13 protein-coding genes and 1 pseudogene are annotated in these 14,890 nt (G+C 55.6%); 10 read left to right on the top strand and 4 right to left on the bottom strand.

The genetic code is table 11. The features are described from left to right. Window positions 1–21: 21 nt before the first annotated feature. The 4 genes from putA to ttcA all read left to right on the top strand — a co-directional run bounded on the left by putA (window position 22) and on the right by ttcA (window position 5,601). Window positions 22–3,804 carry a trifunctional transcriptional regulator/proline dehydrogenase/L-glutamate gamma-semialdehyde dehydrogenase gene (gene putA / locus MFP24_RS05230; protein WP_249229552.1) on the top strand — a complete coding sequence of 1,261 codons (3,783 nt, stop codon included), beginning with the start codon at window positions 22–24 and terminating at the stop codon, window positions 3,802–3,804. Between the two features lie 114 nt (window positions 3,805–3,918). Continuing rightward, window positions 3,919–4,161 carry a type II toxin-antitoxin system VapB family antitoxin gene (gene vapB, locus MFP24_RS05225; RefSeq protein WP_249229466.1) on the top strand — a complete coding sequence of 81 codons (243 nt, stop codon included), beginning with the start codon at window positions 3,919–3,921 and terminating at the stop codon, window positions 4,159–4,161. Continuing rightward, window positions 4,154–4,558 (top strand): type II toxin-antitoxin system tRNA(fMet)-specific endonuclease VapC, encoded by a 405-nt coding sequence (vapC, locus tag MFP24_RS05220; RefSeq protein WP_249229467.1) that lies wholly within the window; start codon window positions 4,154–4,156, stop codon window positions 4,556–4,558. The genes vapB and vapC overlap by 8 nt, the downstream gene beginning before the upstream one ends. 107 nt (window positions 4,559–4,665) lie before the next feature. Continuing rightward, the gene (gene ttcA, locus MFP24_RS05215; RefSeq protein ID WP_249229468.1) at window positions 4,666–5,601 is read left to right on the top strand and encodes a tRNA 2-thiocytidine(32) synthetase TtcA; all 936 of its coding nucleotides are present in this window, start codon (window positions 4,666–4,668) and stop codon (window positions 5,599–5,601) included. A gap of 254 nt (window positions 5,602–5,855) precedes the next feature. Here the strand turns inward: ttcA and ynaL are convergent, their stop codons facing one another. The 3 genes from ynaL to MFP24_RS05200 form a co-directional block, all read right to left on the bottom strand. Further along, window positions 5,856–6,014: a proline-rich small protein YnaL gene (ynaL, locus tag MFP24_RS05210; protein ID WP_249229557.1), complete on the bottom strand. Its 159-nt coding sequence runs from the start codon at window positions 6,012–6,014 to the stop codon at window positions 5,856–5,858. A 401-nt stretch (window positions 6,015–6,415) separates the two neighbouring features. After that, window positions 6,416–7,399, bottom strand: a complete 984-nt coding sequence (gene zntB / locus MFP24_RS05205) for a zinc transporter ZntB (protein WP_249229469.1) — start codon at window positions 7,397–7,399, stop codon at window positions 6,416–6,418. A 29-nt stretch (window positions 7,400–7,428) separates the two neighbouring features. After that, a complete protein-coding gene (locus MFP24_RS05200; protein WP_249229470.1) occupies window positions 7,429–9,045 on the bottom strand; it encodes a peptide ABC transporter substrate-binding protein in 1,617 nt (538 codons plus the stop codon). A 58-nt stretch (window positions 9,046–9,103) separates the two neighbouring features. Between MFP24_RS05200 and MFP24_RS24365 the strand changes: the two are divergent. From MFP24_RS24365 to tpx, 5 genes and pseudogenes are all read left to right on the top strand, one after another. Continuing rightward, window positions 9,104–9,259 (top strand): annotated as a pseudogene (locus MFP24_RS24365) (recombinase family protein); the annotation flags it as partial. Between the two features lie 32 nt (window positions 9,260–9,291). Continuing rightward, the gene (locus tag MFP24_RS05190; protein ID WP_249229471.1) at window positions 9,292–10,251 is read left to right on the top strand and encodes a hypothetical protein; all 960 of its coding nucleotides are present in this window, start codon (window positions 9,292–9,294) and stop codon (window positions 10,249–10,251) included. 199 nt (window positions 10,252–10,450) lie between these two features. Then, a complete protein-coding gene (locus tag MFP24_RS05185; protein ID WP_249229472.1) occupies window positions 10,451–10,888 on the top strand; it encodes a DUF29 domain-containing protein in 438 nt (145 codons plus the stop codon). A 119-nt stretch (window positions 10,889–11,007) separates the two neighbouring features. After that, window positions 11,008–11,757, top strand: a complete 750-nt coding sequence (mpaA, locus tag MFP24_RS05180; protein WP_249229473.1) for a murein tripeptide amidase MpaA — start codon at window positions 11,008–11,010, stop codon at window positions 11,755–11,757. Window positions 11,758–11,794: 37 nt separating this feature from the next. Next, window positions 11,795–12,298, top strand: a complete 504-nt coding sequence (gene tpx, locus MFP24_RS05175; protein ID WP_249229474.1) for a thiol peroxidase — start codon at window positions 11,795–11,797, stop codon at window positions 12,296–12,298. 60 nt (window positions 12,299–12,358) lie between these two features. On the opposite strand, the gene MFP24_RS05170 is transcribed toward tpx, so the two are convergent. After that, the gene (locus MFP24_RS05170; protein WP_249229475.1) at window positions 12,359–13,816 is read right to left on the bottom strand and encodes an MFS transporter; all 1,458 of its coding nucleotides are present in this window, start codon (window positions 13,814–13,816) and stop codon (window positions 12,359–12,361) included. Window positions 13,817–13,934: 118 nt separating this feature from the next. Here MFP24_RS05170 and MFP24_RS05165 point away from each other — a divergent pair, with 118 nt between their 5' ends. Then, on the top strand, window positions 13,935–14,813 hold the full coding sequence (locus MFP24_RS05165; protein WP_249229476.1) for a helix-turn-helix transcriptional regulator: 879 nt from the start codon (window positions 13,935–13,937) through the stop codon (window positions 14,811–14,813). The last annotated feature ends 77 nt before the right edge of the window (window positions 14,814–14,890 follow it).

Raw genomic sequence — 14,890 nt, 5'->3', positions numbered from 1 at the left:
ACCATAAGGATATTTTATATGATGGCCGGTATAGATAAAGAGGCATCCGTTGAAAAAGGCGGTTTGGCATATCAAGCTTTTTCAGGGCTGGCGGCAGAGTTGATAAATCAGGATGGGAAAAGAAAGCTGCTGACTCAGGCCTGGGATTTATCAGAACAGGACGCCGTATCCGCGCTTTTTAACCAGGTTAACGCGGTAGCGGAAAAAGATCGCGCCATTCATAAACTGGCGCACGATTTGGCCTCATCATTAAGAAAGAAAAAGGTCGCCAAAAACCGCGCGGCCATCGTGCAAAATCTATTACAGGAATATTCGCTCTCTTCCAGGGAAGGTATTGCATTAATGTGCCTGGCCGAGGCGCTATTGCGCATACCCGATAATGATACCCGCGACTTGCTGATAAGCGATAAAATTTCCGGCCGCGACTGGAAGGCGCATATCGGTAAGAACCGGCCTCTATTCGTTAACGCGGCGTCGTGGGGTTTAGTGCTCACCGACGCGCTCGTCAGCTATAACCATAAACCACAAGCCGCGGGCGGCCTGAAAAAAATCATCCGCATCTGGTCGCCGGCGCTGCTCAGAAAAGCGATGAATACCGTGATGCACGTGATGAGCGAGCATTTCGTTACCGGAGAAACCATAACGCAGGCATTGGAATACTCGGAAAAAATAGCAGAGCAAGGATTTACCTACACCTATGACATGCTGGGAGAAGCCGCGTTAACCCAAAGCGACGCGCAGGATTATATTCAACGCTGCCGGAATGCGCTGCATGAGATCGGTAAACGCGCCGTCGGCAAGGGAATATATTCCGGCCCCGAGTTTTCCCTTAAGCTGTCGGCATTGCATCCCCGTTATACGCGTCATCAGTATCACCGGGTATTAAATGAAATATACCCGGAGCTGAAATCATTAGTGATACTGGCAAAAGAATACAACGTTGCCATTACCATTGACGCCGAGGAAGCGGAACGTTTAGATATTTCACTGGATTTACTGACCAAACTTTGTCACGAGCCGGAACTTCAATCCTGGAACGGCATTGGTTTCGTGGTGCAGGCATATCAAAAACGCTGTTACTACGTAATAGATTTTTTGAAAACCCTGGCGAAAACCACCGGGCGGCGGCTGCGCGTCCGCCTGGTCAAAGGCGCCTATTGGGATAGCGAAATCAAACGCGCCCAAATCGCCGGACATAAAACCTATCCGGTATTTACCCGTAAAGTGTATTCTGATATCTCCTATCTGGCCTGTGCCGGCTCCCTGTTGTCCGAACCGGAACTGATTTATCCGCAATTCGCCACTCACAACGCCCAAACCCTCGCCGCCGTATACCATATCGCCGGAGATAATTTTCAGCCCGAGCAGTATGAATTTCAGTGTCTGCACGGCATGGGGGTTCCGCTTTATCAGGAAGTGGTAGGTAAGGCAAAATTGGATCGCCCCTGTCGCATTTATGCGCCGGTGGGGTCACATGAAACGCTGTTGCCCTATCTGGTGCGGCGCCTGCTGGAAAACGGCTCCAACAGCTCTTTCGTCAATAAAATCGCCGACTTAACCATTCCCCTCGATGATTTGGTGGCCAGCCCGGTGCATGAAGTCGAAAACCTGGCGCAAATAGAGCATGAACTAGGATTACCCCATCCCAAGATCCCGCTGCCTCGCGATATTTATGGCGCCTCCCGCGCCAACTCCGCCGGCTTGAATTTATATGACGAAGATTGCCTGCACCATTTATCCCATGCCCTAACCGCAAGCTCGGCGGAGCCGATTACCGTTACGCCGCTTATCGCCGCAGCCTCTGCGCTTTCGACGCCCAAACCGATAATCAACCCGGCGGAGTCGCGGGATATTATCGGCCAGGTTTACGATGCCGGCGATGAGGATATCGCTATCGCGCTGGCGGCGGCTGAAAAGTCCGCCGCCGGCTGGGCCGCCGTTCCTCCCTCCCGCCGCGCGCAAATCCTGCAACAGGCCGCCGAGATCATGGAGCAAAGAATGGGCGAACTGATCGGCGTGCTGGTCCGGGAAGCGGGAAAAACCTACGGCAACGCCATAGCGGAAGTCCGTGAAGCCATCGACTTTCTGAATTATTACGCCGGGCAGGTCAACGACAGTTTTGATAATCAAACCCATACGCCGCTCGGGGTCGTTGTTTGCATCAGCCCGTGGAATTTTCCGTTGGCCATTTTTACCGGCCAGGTGGCGGCGGCATTAGCCGCGGGCAATACCGTTATAGCCAAACCAGCCGAGCAGACGCCGCTGAACGGCTATAACGCCGTCAAAATTCTGCACCAGGCCGGTATCCCCGTCGATGTTCTGCAGCTATTGCCCGGCCGGGGCGAAACCATCGGCCAAAAGCTTATCGCCGATGACAGAGTGAAAGGGATTATGTTCACCGGCTCGACCGAGGTGGCCTCTTTTATTCAACGACAGATCGCCGGCAGAGTGGATGCGTCCGGCCGCCCAATACCGCTGATCGCCGAAACCGGCGGTATTAACGCCTTGATTGTCGATTCATCCGCCCTGCCGGAACAGGTTATTCTCGACAGCATTAATTCGGCTTTCGATAGCGCCGGCCAACGCTGTTCGGCATTAAGATTAATTTGTATTCAAAATGATGTCGCCGATCGGCTGTTAAACGCGCTGCGCGGCGCCATGGCCGAATACCGCATGGGAAACCCGGAACGGTTATCCAGCGATATCGGTCCCGTTATCGACGCCGAGGCGATGAATAATATCAATTCGCATATCAAGGAAATGGCTGATAAGGGATTTCAGGTACATCAGAGGGCGGCCAACCTGACATCTGATGATGTCGCCGCCGCAAGGGGCTGTTTTATCGCCCCGACGTTAATTGAAATAAACCACCTCGACGAGTTGCAAAAAGAGGTATTCGGCCCGGTTCTGCACGTATTAAGGTACCACAGCCGGCAGCTTCCTTCCCTGGTGGAAAAAATAAACGCCTCAGGCTACGGACTGACGTTCGGCCTTCATTCCCGTATCGACAGCACTATTGATGCAGTAACAAAAAATATTAAAGCCGGGAATATCTATATCAACCGCAATATCGTCGGAGCCGTGGTCGGCGTGCAGCCTTTTGGCGGCGAAGGGTTATCCGGCACCGGCCCCAAAGCCGGCGGGCCGCTGTATCTTTATCGCCTGCTGGCGGCCTACCCAGCCGATGCGCAACTCAAGGGGCTGAATTACACCTCCCCCTCGCTGCCCGAAAAAACCGCCGGACGGACTGCACTGCTGGCCGTGCATACCGCCTTGTCATCATGGCTGGAAAAAAATGAGCCCGCCGTTTATCCGCTGTGCGAGCAGTTTATAAAAAACAGCGCCAGTTTCACCATCAGCGACTTACCGGGTCCGACGGGAGAAGCCAATAGCTACCGCTTACTCCCCAGAGAAAGGGTCTTGTGTTTAGCGCAAAACCGGCAGGATATTTTAGTGCAGCTTGCCGCGATAACCAGTATCGGCGGCAAAGCCTTGTGGCCGGATGAACCTCACTACCTTGAGATCTATGGCTTGCTGCCCGATGCCGTGCGACAGGTTGTGGACATCGAGCCTCTGTCCGGCGTCTTTGCCCGCCCCTTTGACGCGGTAATCCATCACGGCGACGCCGACTCGCTGCAAAAAACCTGCCGACTCGCGGCCGAGCGCGGCGGCCCTATCGTTTCAGTGCAGGGGCTTAAAAGCGGGGAAACGGATATTCGGCTTGAACGCCTGCTTATCGAGCGCTCGGTGAGCGTCAACACGGCGGCCGCCGGCGGCAATACCCAATTGATGACCATAGATTAACGCGCGGTTTCGGCGGGGGTCTGAAAGACTAATATCCCTCGGATTGCAAATCAAATAACATGCTATATACTCGATGTATATAGCAACTAACAGCAACGAATAGCGAGGTGTATCATGTTCCAGCAAAGCAAAGTTTTCATGAGCAACCGAACCCAGAATGTGCGGCTGCCGGTTAATCTCCGTTTCCCCGATAACGTCAAAGAGGTGACTATCAGGGCAAAGGGCATGGAGCGGATCATTACCCCCGTCAGAAACACCTGGGACAGTTTTTTCCTTTCCGGGCCAGAGGTAACGGATGACTTTCTGCCCGAACGCCCTGAACAGGTAAGTAGCGAGCGGGAATCCTTTGATGATTAAGTACCTGCTAGACACCAACATCGTCATTTTCACCATTAAGCGGCGGCCGGAATTTTTGCTCCCGCGCTTTAATCAAAATGCGGAACTGCTGGCCATTTCAACCATCACGCTGGCAGAGCTGGTTTTTGGGGCGGAAAAAAGTAGCTCCCCCGAAAGGAATCTCGCAACGGTAGATGATTTCGTTTCCAGAGTGATGGTGCTTCCCTACGACGAGTCCGCCGCTTTCCACTATGGCAACATCAGGGCAACGCTGGAAAAAGCCGGAACCCGAATCGGGGACAACGATTTGCACATAGCCGGGCATGCCAGAAGCAGAGGGCTGATTGTCGTCACCAACAACACCAAAGAATTTGACCGGGTAGATGGGTTGCGGGTTGAAGACTGGACGCAACCTTGATATAGCCCGCAGCAATGAACGAAACGAAGACCAATTTAGCATGGCTATGCATTAAACTATGTTTGCCCCTGCGGTGCCGCCCCTTTGCAAACTGATCACATGTAAATATGAAAGAAAAACAAATGATTAATCAAAAACAGCAATACAATCTCAACAAACTACAAAAACGCCTGCGCCGTAACGTCGGCGAAGCTATCGCCGATTTCAATATGATTGAAGACGGCGACCGCATTATGGTTTGCCTGTCCGGCGGTAAGGACAGTTTCACCATGCTGGAAATTCTGCGCAACCTGCAACAGAGCGCGCCGGTCGACTTTTCTCTGGTGGCGGTCAATCTCGACCAGAAGCAGCCCGGTTTTCCTGAACACGTATTACCGCAATACCTGGAGTGTATCGGCGTTGAGTACCTGATCGTCGAAGAAAACACCTACGGCATCGTTAAAGAAAAAATTCCGCAAGGCAAAACCACCTGCTCGCTGTGCTCACGCTTACGGCGCGGCATTCTGTACCGCACCGCAACGGAGCTGGGCGCCACCAAAATCGCCCTCGGCCATCACCGCGACGATATTCTGCAAACGCTGTTTCTGAATATGTTCTACGGCGGGAAACTGAAAGGGATGCCGCCGAAACTGATGAGCGACGACGGTAAACACGTGGTGATCCGCCCGCTGGCCTATTGCCGTGAAAAAGATATCGAGCGCTTTGCCGAAGCCCGCCGTTATCCGATTATTCCGTGCAATCTGTGCGGCTCGCAGCCTAATCTGCAACGCCAGGTGATCAAGGATATGCTGCGCGACTGGGATAAGCGTTATCCCGGACGTATCGAAACCATGTTCAGCGCAATGCAAAACGTGGTGCCTTCCCATCTGGCCGACCATGCGCTGTTTGATTTCAAAAGCATTCATCACGGCGGCGAGGTGATTGACGGCGGCGATTTGGCCTTCGATCGCCAGGAGCTTCCGCTGCGGCCGTCAGGCTGGCGGCCGGAAGACGACGATGAAGCGCCGTCGCCGGCCAGGCTCGACGTAGTGGAAATTAAATAGTTTGCTGAATACAGGGTTGCCGACGGAAGCCTCTTACCCCCATAAATCAGGGAAAGGAATGTCTGTAAGCGCAGTGAGGGTTTCGTGCGCACTAACCTCAGTCGATTTCTGCAACTGCCGCAGCACGCGCCCGACATGGGACAGCTCAGTCGCCGCCGCCCCATGACCCCCGGCTTTTCGCGAAATGATGAACCCCGTTGGGGTTCACCCTACAGGCCTTATTTTCTGAGGAACCCTCAGGCTCCCGGCCACTTTTATCGGTGCGGCGGCGGATCGATAATCGGGTGCGGGTCGGGTTCCGTGGGAGGCGGTTCGGGGAGCGGCTGCGGTTTTGGCAACGGATCCGGGATGGGAATGGGATCGGTGGGGATCGTATCGACGAGCGGATAGGCCGTCAGGCTCTGCATTGGCATACTTTCCTCCTCGGGGTTGGATAAGTTTTCGTCAAATCCTGCGCCTGAAACGCCGATTGCGCGGCTAGCGAATCCAGCACTTATCGCTTAAGCATAGAAGCCGTAGGGATAGCCCGCCATAAAAAAACGTCAGGAGAAATTTTAAACGCCGCTCCGCGACGCAAAAAAAAATGCCGACGAAAACGTCGGCATGGTGTGAATCAATTGTGCTATGCAGTAATTCAAAAAAGGAAGTAAGACAATATGGAGCGCAACGCCCATCGCTTGGCGTTGCATTCACCTGCGAGCGGGATAGTGCCGCACAACCGGGTTAAAAATGTTGATATCGCTCAAGTTCGGCGGTTTTTTTTGCGCATCCGCGGCAGTCTGTGACGTTTCACGCAATAATTATTGCCAGATACTCACAGCCATTTACTGCGTTTTAACCACCAGGCAACGCCGCCAACCAATCCCACCAACATCAGGCAAAAGGTGGCGAACCCCAGCCGGGAGTCGCCTCCCGGTATCCCGCCCAGATTGACGCCGAACAAACCGGTGAGAAAGGTGGTGGGAAGAAACACCATCGCCAGCAGCGACATGGTATAGGTGCGCCGGTTCATGGCGTCGGTCATTAAGGTGGTGATTTCATCGGATAGTACCGTGGTGCGCGAAATGCTGGCATCCAGGTCCTCCAGCCCGCGCCCCAGCCTGTCGGCGATCTCCTGCATTCGGCGTCGGTCGTCGTCCTGCATCCAGGGCAGCTTCTCTCCGGAGAGGCGGGAAAACACATCCCGCTGCGGGGTCATATAGCGCCGCAATACGATAAGCTGTTTGCGGATCAGCGCCAGTTCGCCCTGCTGGGGAATTTTTTGCTCCAGCAGGTCCTCTTCCAGATCGACGATTTTTTCATGTAAATCATCGATAAAGTCGCTGGTATGGTCGGTCAGCGCTTCCGCGATGGCAACCAGCCAGCTGCCGCTGTCCGTCGGTCCATGGCCCTCTTGCAAATCGGCCAGCACTTCGTCAATCGCCAACAGCTTGCGCCGCCGGGTGGAAATAATCAGCTTGTCGGTAATAAATACCCGAATGGCGACCAACTGGTCGGGGCGTGAGTTTTCATTGCGGTTAATGCTGCGCAGCGTAATCATCGTGCCCTCGCCCAGTCGGGTGACCCTGGGGCGTACGCTTTCTCCCAGTAACGCATCGCGCACGCTGTCCGGGACCAGCGTGGTTTTCGTCAGCCAATGGGCGCTGGCCGGCTGGGTGGAGTCGAGGTGCAGCCAGCAGGGTTTGGCGTCCGTGACCACCTCGTCATCGCCTATCGGCGCTATCCCGCCCGCGCCGTTCAACTGATAGGCATACACCGCGCCGGTGCTTTGCAGCTCTTTTCCTTTAAAGGATTCCACGCTTTCCTCCGGGTCCGATATCACCCTGTTCAGTGTTTAACGATATACAGCGTGTGGCTATAAGCCACGTCCTCCGGGTTGGCGATCGGATAACCTTTTACCCAGGGTTTAATCAAACGTCCGTTGGTGTATTGATAGATCGGCGCAATCGGCGCCTCTTCCAGCAGAATCTGCTCCGCGCGGTTATAATCGGCGTTCAGCGCCTCGGCGTTGGTCTGGTTGCCCGCTTCGTCCATTAACCGGTCGTAATCAGCATGGTTAAACCGGGCGATATTACCGCTGTGGCGCGAGGTCAATAACGACAGGAAAGTCGAAGCTTCGTTGTAGTCGCCCACCCAGGACGCCCGCACCACATCAAAGTTGCCGCTGTTGCGGCTGTCAATATAGGTCTGCCACTCCTGATTGACCAGGCGTACGTCAACCCCCAGTTTGGTTTTCCACATTGAAGCGATCGCGATGGCTATTTTCTGGTGGTTTTCCGAGGTGTTATACAGCAACGAGAGCTTCATCGGCTTGCCGGGGCCGTACCCCGCGGCGAATATCAGCGCTTTCGCCTGCGCATCCAGTTCGTCCTGGCTGTATTGCTGCAACAGGCTCTGCCCCGGTTTAAAGCCGGCGGTCACGTCCGGCGTGAAGTGATAGGCCGGTTTTTCCCCGGTTCCCAACACTTTTTCCGCAATGACCTGGCGGTCAATCGCGTAAGAGAGCGCCTTACGCACCCGCACATCGTTGGTGGGCGCCCGCTGGGTGTTGAATGCGTAGTAGTAGGTGCCCAGCTGTTCCGGGGTATAGACCTGGTCGGGCAGCTCTTGCAACAGCTTGCGGTACATATTTTTGGGAAAGGATTCGGTAATATCGATATCGCCGGCCAGATAGCGTTTGGTGGCGTTCGACTCCTGATTAATGGGAACGAACGTCACTTTGGTCAATTGGGTATTGGCGTGATCCCAGTAATAGTCATTCGGCGTCAGCACCAGTTTTTCGTTCACCACCCGCTGTTGCAGTTTAAAGGCGCCGTTCCCCACCAGATTGCCGGGTTTGGTCCAGTCGTTGCCGTATTTTTCCACCGTGGCCTGATGCACCGGAAACAGGCTGAAATTGGCCAGCAGGCTGACGAAATAAGGCACCGGCTTGCTGAGCTGCACCTTGAGCGTATGGTCGTCCACCGCGGTTACGCCGAGCTGGTCCGGCGGCGCTTTCCCTTCGATGATCTGCTCGGCGTTGGCGATCCCCGCCAGACGGGCGAACCAGGCGAACGGCGAACTGTTTTCCGGCGCGACCAGCCGGCGCCAGCTGTACACAAAATCTTTTGCGGTAAGCGGCTCGCCGTTCGACCAGCGGGCATCGCCGCGCAGGGTAAAGATGAACGTGCGGTTATCGCTGGTTTGCCAGCGCTGCGCCACCCCCGGAATAATGTTGCCCTGCGCATCCTGGTTAACCAGCCCCTCGAACAGATCCCGCGAGACCTGCGCTTCCATCAGCCCTACCGCTTTTATCGGATCCAGCGAGGCGGGCTCGTCCTTGATATGGCGGACGATTTCCTGCTTGTCGGCCAACGCGGTTCCGGCCGGAACCTGCGCCGCCGCGGCATGTTCCGTCACTGCCGCGAGCAGCGCGGCATATAGTGCACAATGACCCAGTCGCATAATGCTTTTTCTCACACAATGATGAAGTTACTGAATAATATCATAGTCAGAGATCGCGCATGGTGCCGCCATTGACACTACGACTGCTGCGGGCAAAATGGTGTTTGGGATCTTTGCAGCACAGCGTGAGTTGAATGCCGAACGCACAACCGCTGGGCTTGCCTCTGCCAGAGCCCTTGGCCGGAAAGGCGGACGCCCATATAAGATGACACCCGCTTAACTGAACCTTTAAAAAGGAACAATCTCATGACCATAAGCATTAGGCATACTGTTGCAGTAACTCTGCTTGCTGCGACGCTGCCTGTATTAGCTAAAGTGCCAGAAAACTTTATCTATACCAGCTCTGGTGACCTCGAAGCAGCGTCTGTCATTATGGCGCGTAGCGACATTGGCGGTGCGCAGATCGTTTATAATTGGCGTTCACTCGAGCCTGAGAAGAATAAATACGACTTCTCGCAGATTGATAAGGATCTGGCTCGCCTCAAAGTAGCCAATAAAAAACTCTTCATCCAAATTCAGGACCGGTTTTTCGAACAAGATGCCCGGTACGTTCCTGATTATCTGATGAATGACGCCAGGTATGGCGGTGGTATATCGCCACAACTTGATAATCCTGGCGAAGGGAAGCCAGTTGCGTCAGGTTGGGTGGCACAGCAATGGGATCCTGCTGTGCGCAAACGTTATCAGGCTTTGTTGGCAGCGATTGCAGAGCGTTTCGATGGTCAAGTCTATGGTGTTAACTTACCCGAAACAGCCATTGACCTTGACAAGAAAAAGCTACCTAAAGGATTCTCCTGCGATAACTATTTTGCTGGAGAAATGGAAAATCTCACCTTTGCGCGCAAGGTGTTCGCCAAATCACATGTAGTACAATATGTAAATTTCTGGCCGTGTGAATGGAACAACGACCACAATTACATGGGCCGGCTGTTTGAATTCGCCAGTGCCAATAATATTGGACTTGGCGGCCCGGATATTGTTCCCAACCGCAAGGCGCAAATGCAGAACTCATACCCGTTCTTCAATAAATACAAAAACAAACTGGTACTCATTGCCATGGCAGTACAGGAGCCGACCTTGACCTACAGAAACCCTAATACGGGTAAGCCATTTAGCAAGGATGAGTTTGTTCAATTCGCAGAAGATTATCTAGGTGCAGATATCATTTTCTGGAGCACGACGTCTCCATGGTTAGCCAAGAAATAGGAACAGCCAGCTGCACCGGCGAGTGGTACTCCTCAGTCCCAACGCCCAGCAGGCAATGAACGTTCCTGGGGTTTGGTTATGGCGTATGTCGCATGATTTACGCAGTTTCGTAAACACTGGCACCAGTCTTTGACTGGTGCTTTTTTACATGACAGACTTAGTAAAACACTTACTTTTTCTGTGATCCTTCGGGGGTAAAATGACTACTCATACTCGATACGAGGCTGATGTTGTCGCCTGGGCTAACGAGCAGGCGGAACTTTTACGCTCCGGTAAATTTTCAGAGATCGACTGCGAGAATATCGCTGAGGAGATTGCAGACGTGGGTAAGAGCGAACAGAGGGAGCTGGCAAGCCGCATGGCTGTCTTGATTGCTCACTTGCTGAAATGGAAATATCAACCGGAGCGTCGTGGTTCGAGCTGGGAAAAGACGATTAAAGCGCAACGCAAAGATATTGCGTACGCGCTGAAAGAGTCTCTCAGCCTGAAAATTAAGCTTAATGATCCTGACTGGTATGATGTTATCTGGTCTAAAGGTGTCGCTATCGCTGCGGATGACACTCAGCTTGAAAACCTGCCTGATGAGCAAATCTGGACGGTAGAAGATGTGTTGTATTCCGAGTTCTGGCCTAATTAACCTTTCTCATGTAGCTATGGAACAAACAGTCGCGCGATCATGCTGTAAGGACTTTTCCGGATAAAATCGCGGCTTATCCCCCCATGATGGACCGGGTTAAAGACACAGAGGCCAGAGAAATGGAAAATAATATTATCTCCCAGCGGGCCCGCCGGCTGCGCGGCAATCTCCCGTCGCTGGGCGAGCCGTATGGCAAATCGCTGCTCGGCGCGCCGCTGCTCTATTTTCCGGCTGAACTGCCGCAGCAGAACGCCGGGCTGATTATTGCCGGTACGCACGGCGATGAAACCGCCGCGGTGGTGACGTTATCCTGCGCGCTGCGCACCCTGTTCCCTGGGCAGCGCCATCACCACGTGGTGCTTGCGGTTAATCCCGATGGCTGCCAGTTGGGATTGCGGGCGAACGCCAACGGCGTTGATATCAACCGCAATTTCCCCGCCGGCAACTGGCGGCCGGGCAGTACGGCATACCGCTGGAACAGCGCGGCCGACGAGCGGGACGTGGAGCTTTCCAGCGGCGAAACGCCGGCGTCGGAGCCGGAAACCAAGGCATTGTGCACGCTTATCGAGAAACTTAATCCCGCCTGGGTTGTCTCTTTTCATGAGCCTCTGGCCTGCATCGAGGATCCGCGAAACTCGCCCCTGGGCCAGTGGCTGGCGCGGCAGTTTGATTTGCCGCTGGTGGCCAGCGTGGGTTACGACACCCCCGGCTCTTTCGGCAGTTGGTGCGCCGAGCGGAGGTTGCCGTGCATTACCGCGGAGCTGCCGCCCATCTCGGCGGATGCCGCCAGTGAATACTACCTGAACGCGATGACGGCATTGCTATGCCGTAATTTTTATATCAATGTTGCCGATGTTGCCTTAAACTGAGCAACGCGTTAACCATCTGTAACTTAAGGACACATACATGTCACAGAACGTACATTTTCAAGGCAACCCAGTCCCCCTGACCGGCACCTTCCCCGCCAAGGGCGACAAAGCCAAAGCTTTTACCCTGGTTGCCAAAGACCTGTCGGACGTCTCTCTCAGCAACTATGCGGGTAAACGTAAAATTCTGAATATTTTCCCCAGCATCGATACCGGCGTATGCGCCGCCTCGGTGCGTAAATTCAACCAGTTGGCATCCGAACTGGATAATACGGCGGTGCTGTGTATCTCCGCCGACCTGCCGTTCGCCCAGGCCCGCTTCTGCGGCGCGGAAGGGTTGAACAATGTGGTGGTGCTTTCCACCCTGCGCGGCGCCGAGTTTAAAGAAAACTACGGCGTCGCCATTGCGGATGGCGCGCTGCAAGGTCTGACCGCCCGTGCCGTGGTTATTCTGGACGAGAATGACAACGTATTGCATAGCGAACTGGTGAACGAGATCACCACCGAGCCGGATTACGATGCCGCTCTCGCGGTACTGAAATAACCGCAGCGTAGCACGTTATCGCCCCGGTCAGCGGCAATGCCAGACCGGGACGATAACGACTTAATCCGATCGCGCGCCGATCGCCGCCTCACCCCGATATGCGCTTATTCGCCGCTCCCGCCGCCGCATCCAGCAGGCGCCTCCCAATAAAATCAGCATCAGCCCCAACTCCGCGCCCAATACGGCAATCAAAGACGCGGCGTAGCGCCCGTGGGTAATATGCAGCATCTGCACCAGTACCGAACCCAGCATAATCGGCCCCATCCCCAGCGCCGCCTGCTGTACCGTGGACAATAGCGCGCTGCCGGAACCGGCGTGGGAAACCGGCACATCGGACAGCCCAATGCGAAAGAAACTGCTGACGATAAACGCCTGACCGAACCCGATCGGCACCGTGGCGGGAAGCAGACCGAGCAGCGTGGGCGCCGGCCACATTTTTGCCAGCGTCGCCATCAGCAGCAGCAGACCGCTAATCTGGATAACACAGCCGATAATCAGCGTGCGGATTTTCCCCACCCGTTCCGTCACCCGTCCGCTGAGCAGCGACGCCGCGAAATAGGCCAGACCGAGCCCGATAAAACTGTTGCCCGACTGCAACGGCGAGAAACCCGCGCCGGATTGCAATACAAAGGCGACGGTGAACATAAAGCCGCTCCAACTGGAAAAAAACAACAGCGCGATGCCCAGACCGAAACGCACGCTGGGCAGCCGCAGCAGCGCAGGCGACAGCAGCGGCGCCTGCCCACGCCGCTCCAGACGGCACTCCGCCCGCCACAGCAGAGGAAACAGCCCCGCGCTCGCCATCAGGGCCGCCAGGCAGGGCCAAGGCCAGCGCCACAGCGGCCCCAGCGCCAGCGGAAACAGCAGACAGGCGATGGCCAGCGCCAGCAGCACGGTGCCCCACCGATCGATCGCCACCCGTTTTTCGCCGCGGGTATCCGGCACCCAGCGCGGCGCACAGAGCAATACCAGCACGCAGAACGGCAAATTAACCAGAAAAATGCTGCGCCAGCCGGCGCCGGCGATATCCAGTTTCAGCAGTATGCCGCCCAGTACCTGCCCGGCGACAAACGCCAATCCGCCGATAGCGCTGTAAATCCCCAGCGTCCGGGCATGCGCCCGCCCCCGCAGACAGACGTGTATCGTCGCCAGGACCTGCGGCACAATCAGCCCCGCGCCAATGCCCTGCAACGTACGCGCCAACAGCAGCAGCCATACCGACTGCGCGATCCCGCACAGCAGCGACGCCACGCCAAACACCGCAACGCCGATCATAAACACCCGTCGTCGGCCCTGGTTATCTCCCAGACGCGCCCCCATGGCCAACGACACCGCAAACGCCACCCCATAAACGGAAACCACCAGTTCGAGCTCGGCAGGCGTGGCGGCGAGCCTGTTCGCCATCGCCTCCAGCGCCACATTAACGATGGAGAAATCAATCATCGGCAACAGCTGCCCGGTTAATAGCACCATCAGACCGATACGGCTTAACCCCTGCGTCAGCGGAACCTGTTTCATTACGTCGCACCCGTTGTATTCATTACCTTTGAGCGTTAGCATCGTAGGTAATTTAAACGGGTACCAGTTCTTGATTATCCTGGTATAAACACTACCAGCCAGTGCGGAGACTTGCTCAATGAGCACGATGATGACGGATTCTCCCGCGTCCGACGCCGGGCGGCACAACAGAAAAATACTGGGCGCGTACCTGCGTTCCCGCCGCGAAAGCCTCGACCCGGCGCGGCTCGGCCTATCGCTTGCGCGCAAGCGGCGCACGCCGGGACTGCGCCGGGAGGACGTCGCGCTGCTGGCGGACGTGGGCATCACCTGGTACACCTGGCTGGAGCAAGGGCGGCCGATTCGCACCTCCGCCAAGACGCTGACGGCGATCGCCAAAGCGCTGCAATTCAACGAAGATGAAACGCGGCATCTGTTTATGCTGGCCGAGCTGCCGTTTTCACCCACGGTGCGCGCCAGCTGTGAAAAAATCAACGCCGACAGCCAGGCGATCCTCGATCGGCTCAATCCGTTCCCGGCGGTGATAGTCAACGCCCGCTTTACCATTCTGGGCTTTAATCAGGCCTGGTGTCGCCTGCTGAATATCGATCTGGCGCAGATCCCGCCGCAAGATCGCAACTGCATTTATCTGGCCTTTACCCACGCCGACTGGCAGGCACGGCTGGTGGACCTGCAGGAGTTTCTGCCCGATATGGTGGCGATGTTTCGCGCCAATATGACGGAGCACCGCGGCGATCCGCTGTGGGAAGAGCAGTTGCAGCGCTACCTGGATGCGTCCGACGCCTTTCGCCGCCTGTGGCAGCAGCGCTATGAGATTCAGGGAATCAACGACAAGGTAAAACGCTTCCGGCATCCGCTGCTGGGGATTATCGCCCTGCGGCAGATCAACTGGTGGACCGCGTCCCGCAACGGCGACCGGATGCTGGTGTATATGCCGGCCGGGGAAAACGATCGGCAGCAGTTGGAACAGCTGTCCCGGCTTGATTTCCCGGCCTGACCCCGGCCGCGTCGCCACCGGGGCAATCCTTTGTGACAACGTCACCAAGCACCAGAGATAACGACACCTCGCCCGGC

The organism is Brenneria tiliae (assembly GCF_023347575.1).
Lineage (GTDB): Bacteria > Pseudomonadota > Gammaproteobacteria > Enterobacterales > Enterobacteriaceae > Brenneria > Brenneria corticis.
The sequence above is the reverse complement of the archived record's forward strand: the minus strand, read 5'-3'. Positions and strand labels throughout refer to the sequence as shown.

Excerpts from the sequence above, each read along its gene's own strand:
- MFP24_RS05190 (WP_249229471.1), top strand. The coding sequence starts at position 9,292 with ATGACCATAAGCATTAGGCATACTGTTGCAGTAACTCTGCTTGCTGCG.
- ynaL (WP_249229557.1), bottom strand. The coding sequence starts at position 6,014 with ATGCCAATGCAGAGCCTGACGGCCTATCCGCTCGTCGATACGATCCCC.
- MFP24_RS05170 (WP_249229475.1), bottom strand. The coding sequence starts at position 13,816 with ATGAAACAGGTTCCGCTGACGCAGGGGTTAAGCCGTATCGGTCTGATG.
- mpaA (WP_249229473.1), top strand. The coding sequence starts at position 11,008 with ATGGAAAATAATATTATCTCCCAGCGGGCCCGCCGGCTGCGCGGCAAT.
- vapB (WP_249229466.1), top strand. The coding sequence starts at position 3,919 with ATGTTCCAGCAAAGCAAAGTTTTCATGAGCAACCGAACCCAGAATGTG.
- tpx (WP_249229474.1), top strand. The coding sequence starts at position 11,795 with ATGTCACAGAACGTACATTTTCAAGGCAACCCAGTCCCCCTGACCGGC.
- MFP24_RS05200 (WP_249229470.1), bottom strand. The coding sequence starts at position 9,045 with ATGCGACTGGGTCATTGTGCACTATATGCCGCGCTGCTCGCGGCAGTG.
- ttcA (WP_249229468.1), top strand. The coding sequence starts at position 4,666 with ATGAAAGAAAAACAAATGATTAATCAAAAACAGCAATACAATCTCAAC.
- vapC (WP_249229467.1), top strand. The coding sequence starts at position 4,154 with ATGATTAAGTACCTGCTAGACACCAACATCGTCATTTTCACCATTAAG.
- putA (WP_249229552.1), top strand. The coding sequence starts at position 22 with ATGGCCGGTATAGATAAAGAGGCATCCGTTGAAAAAGGCGGTTTGGCA.
- MFP24_RS05165 (WP_249229476.1), top strand. The coding sequence starts at position 13,935 with ATGAGCACGATGATGACGGATTCTCCCGCGTCCGACGCCGGGCGGCAC.
- MFP24_RS05185 (WP_249229472.1), top strand. The coding sequence starts at position 10,451 with ATGACTACTCATACTCGATACGAGGCTGATGTTGTCGCCTGGGCTAAC.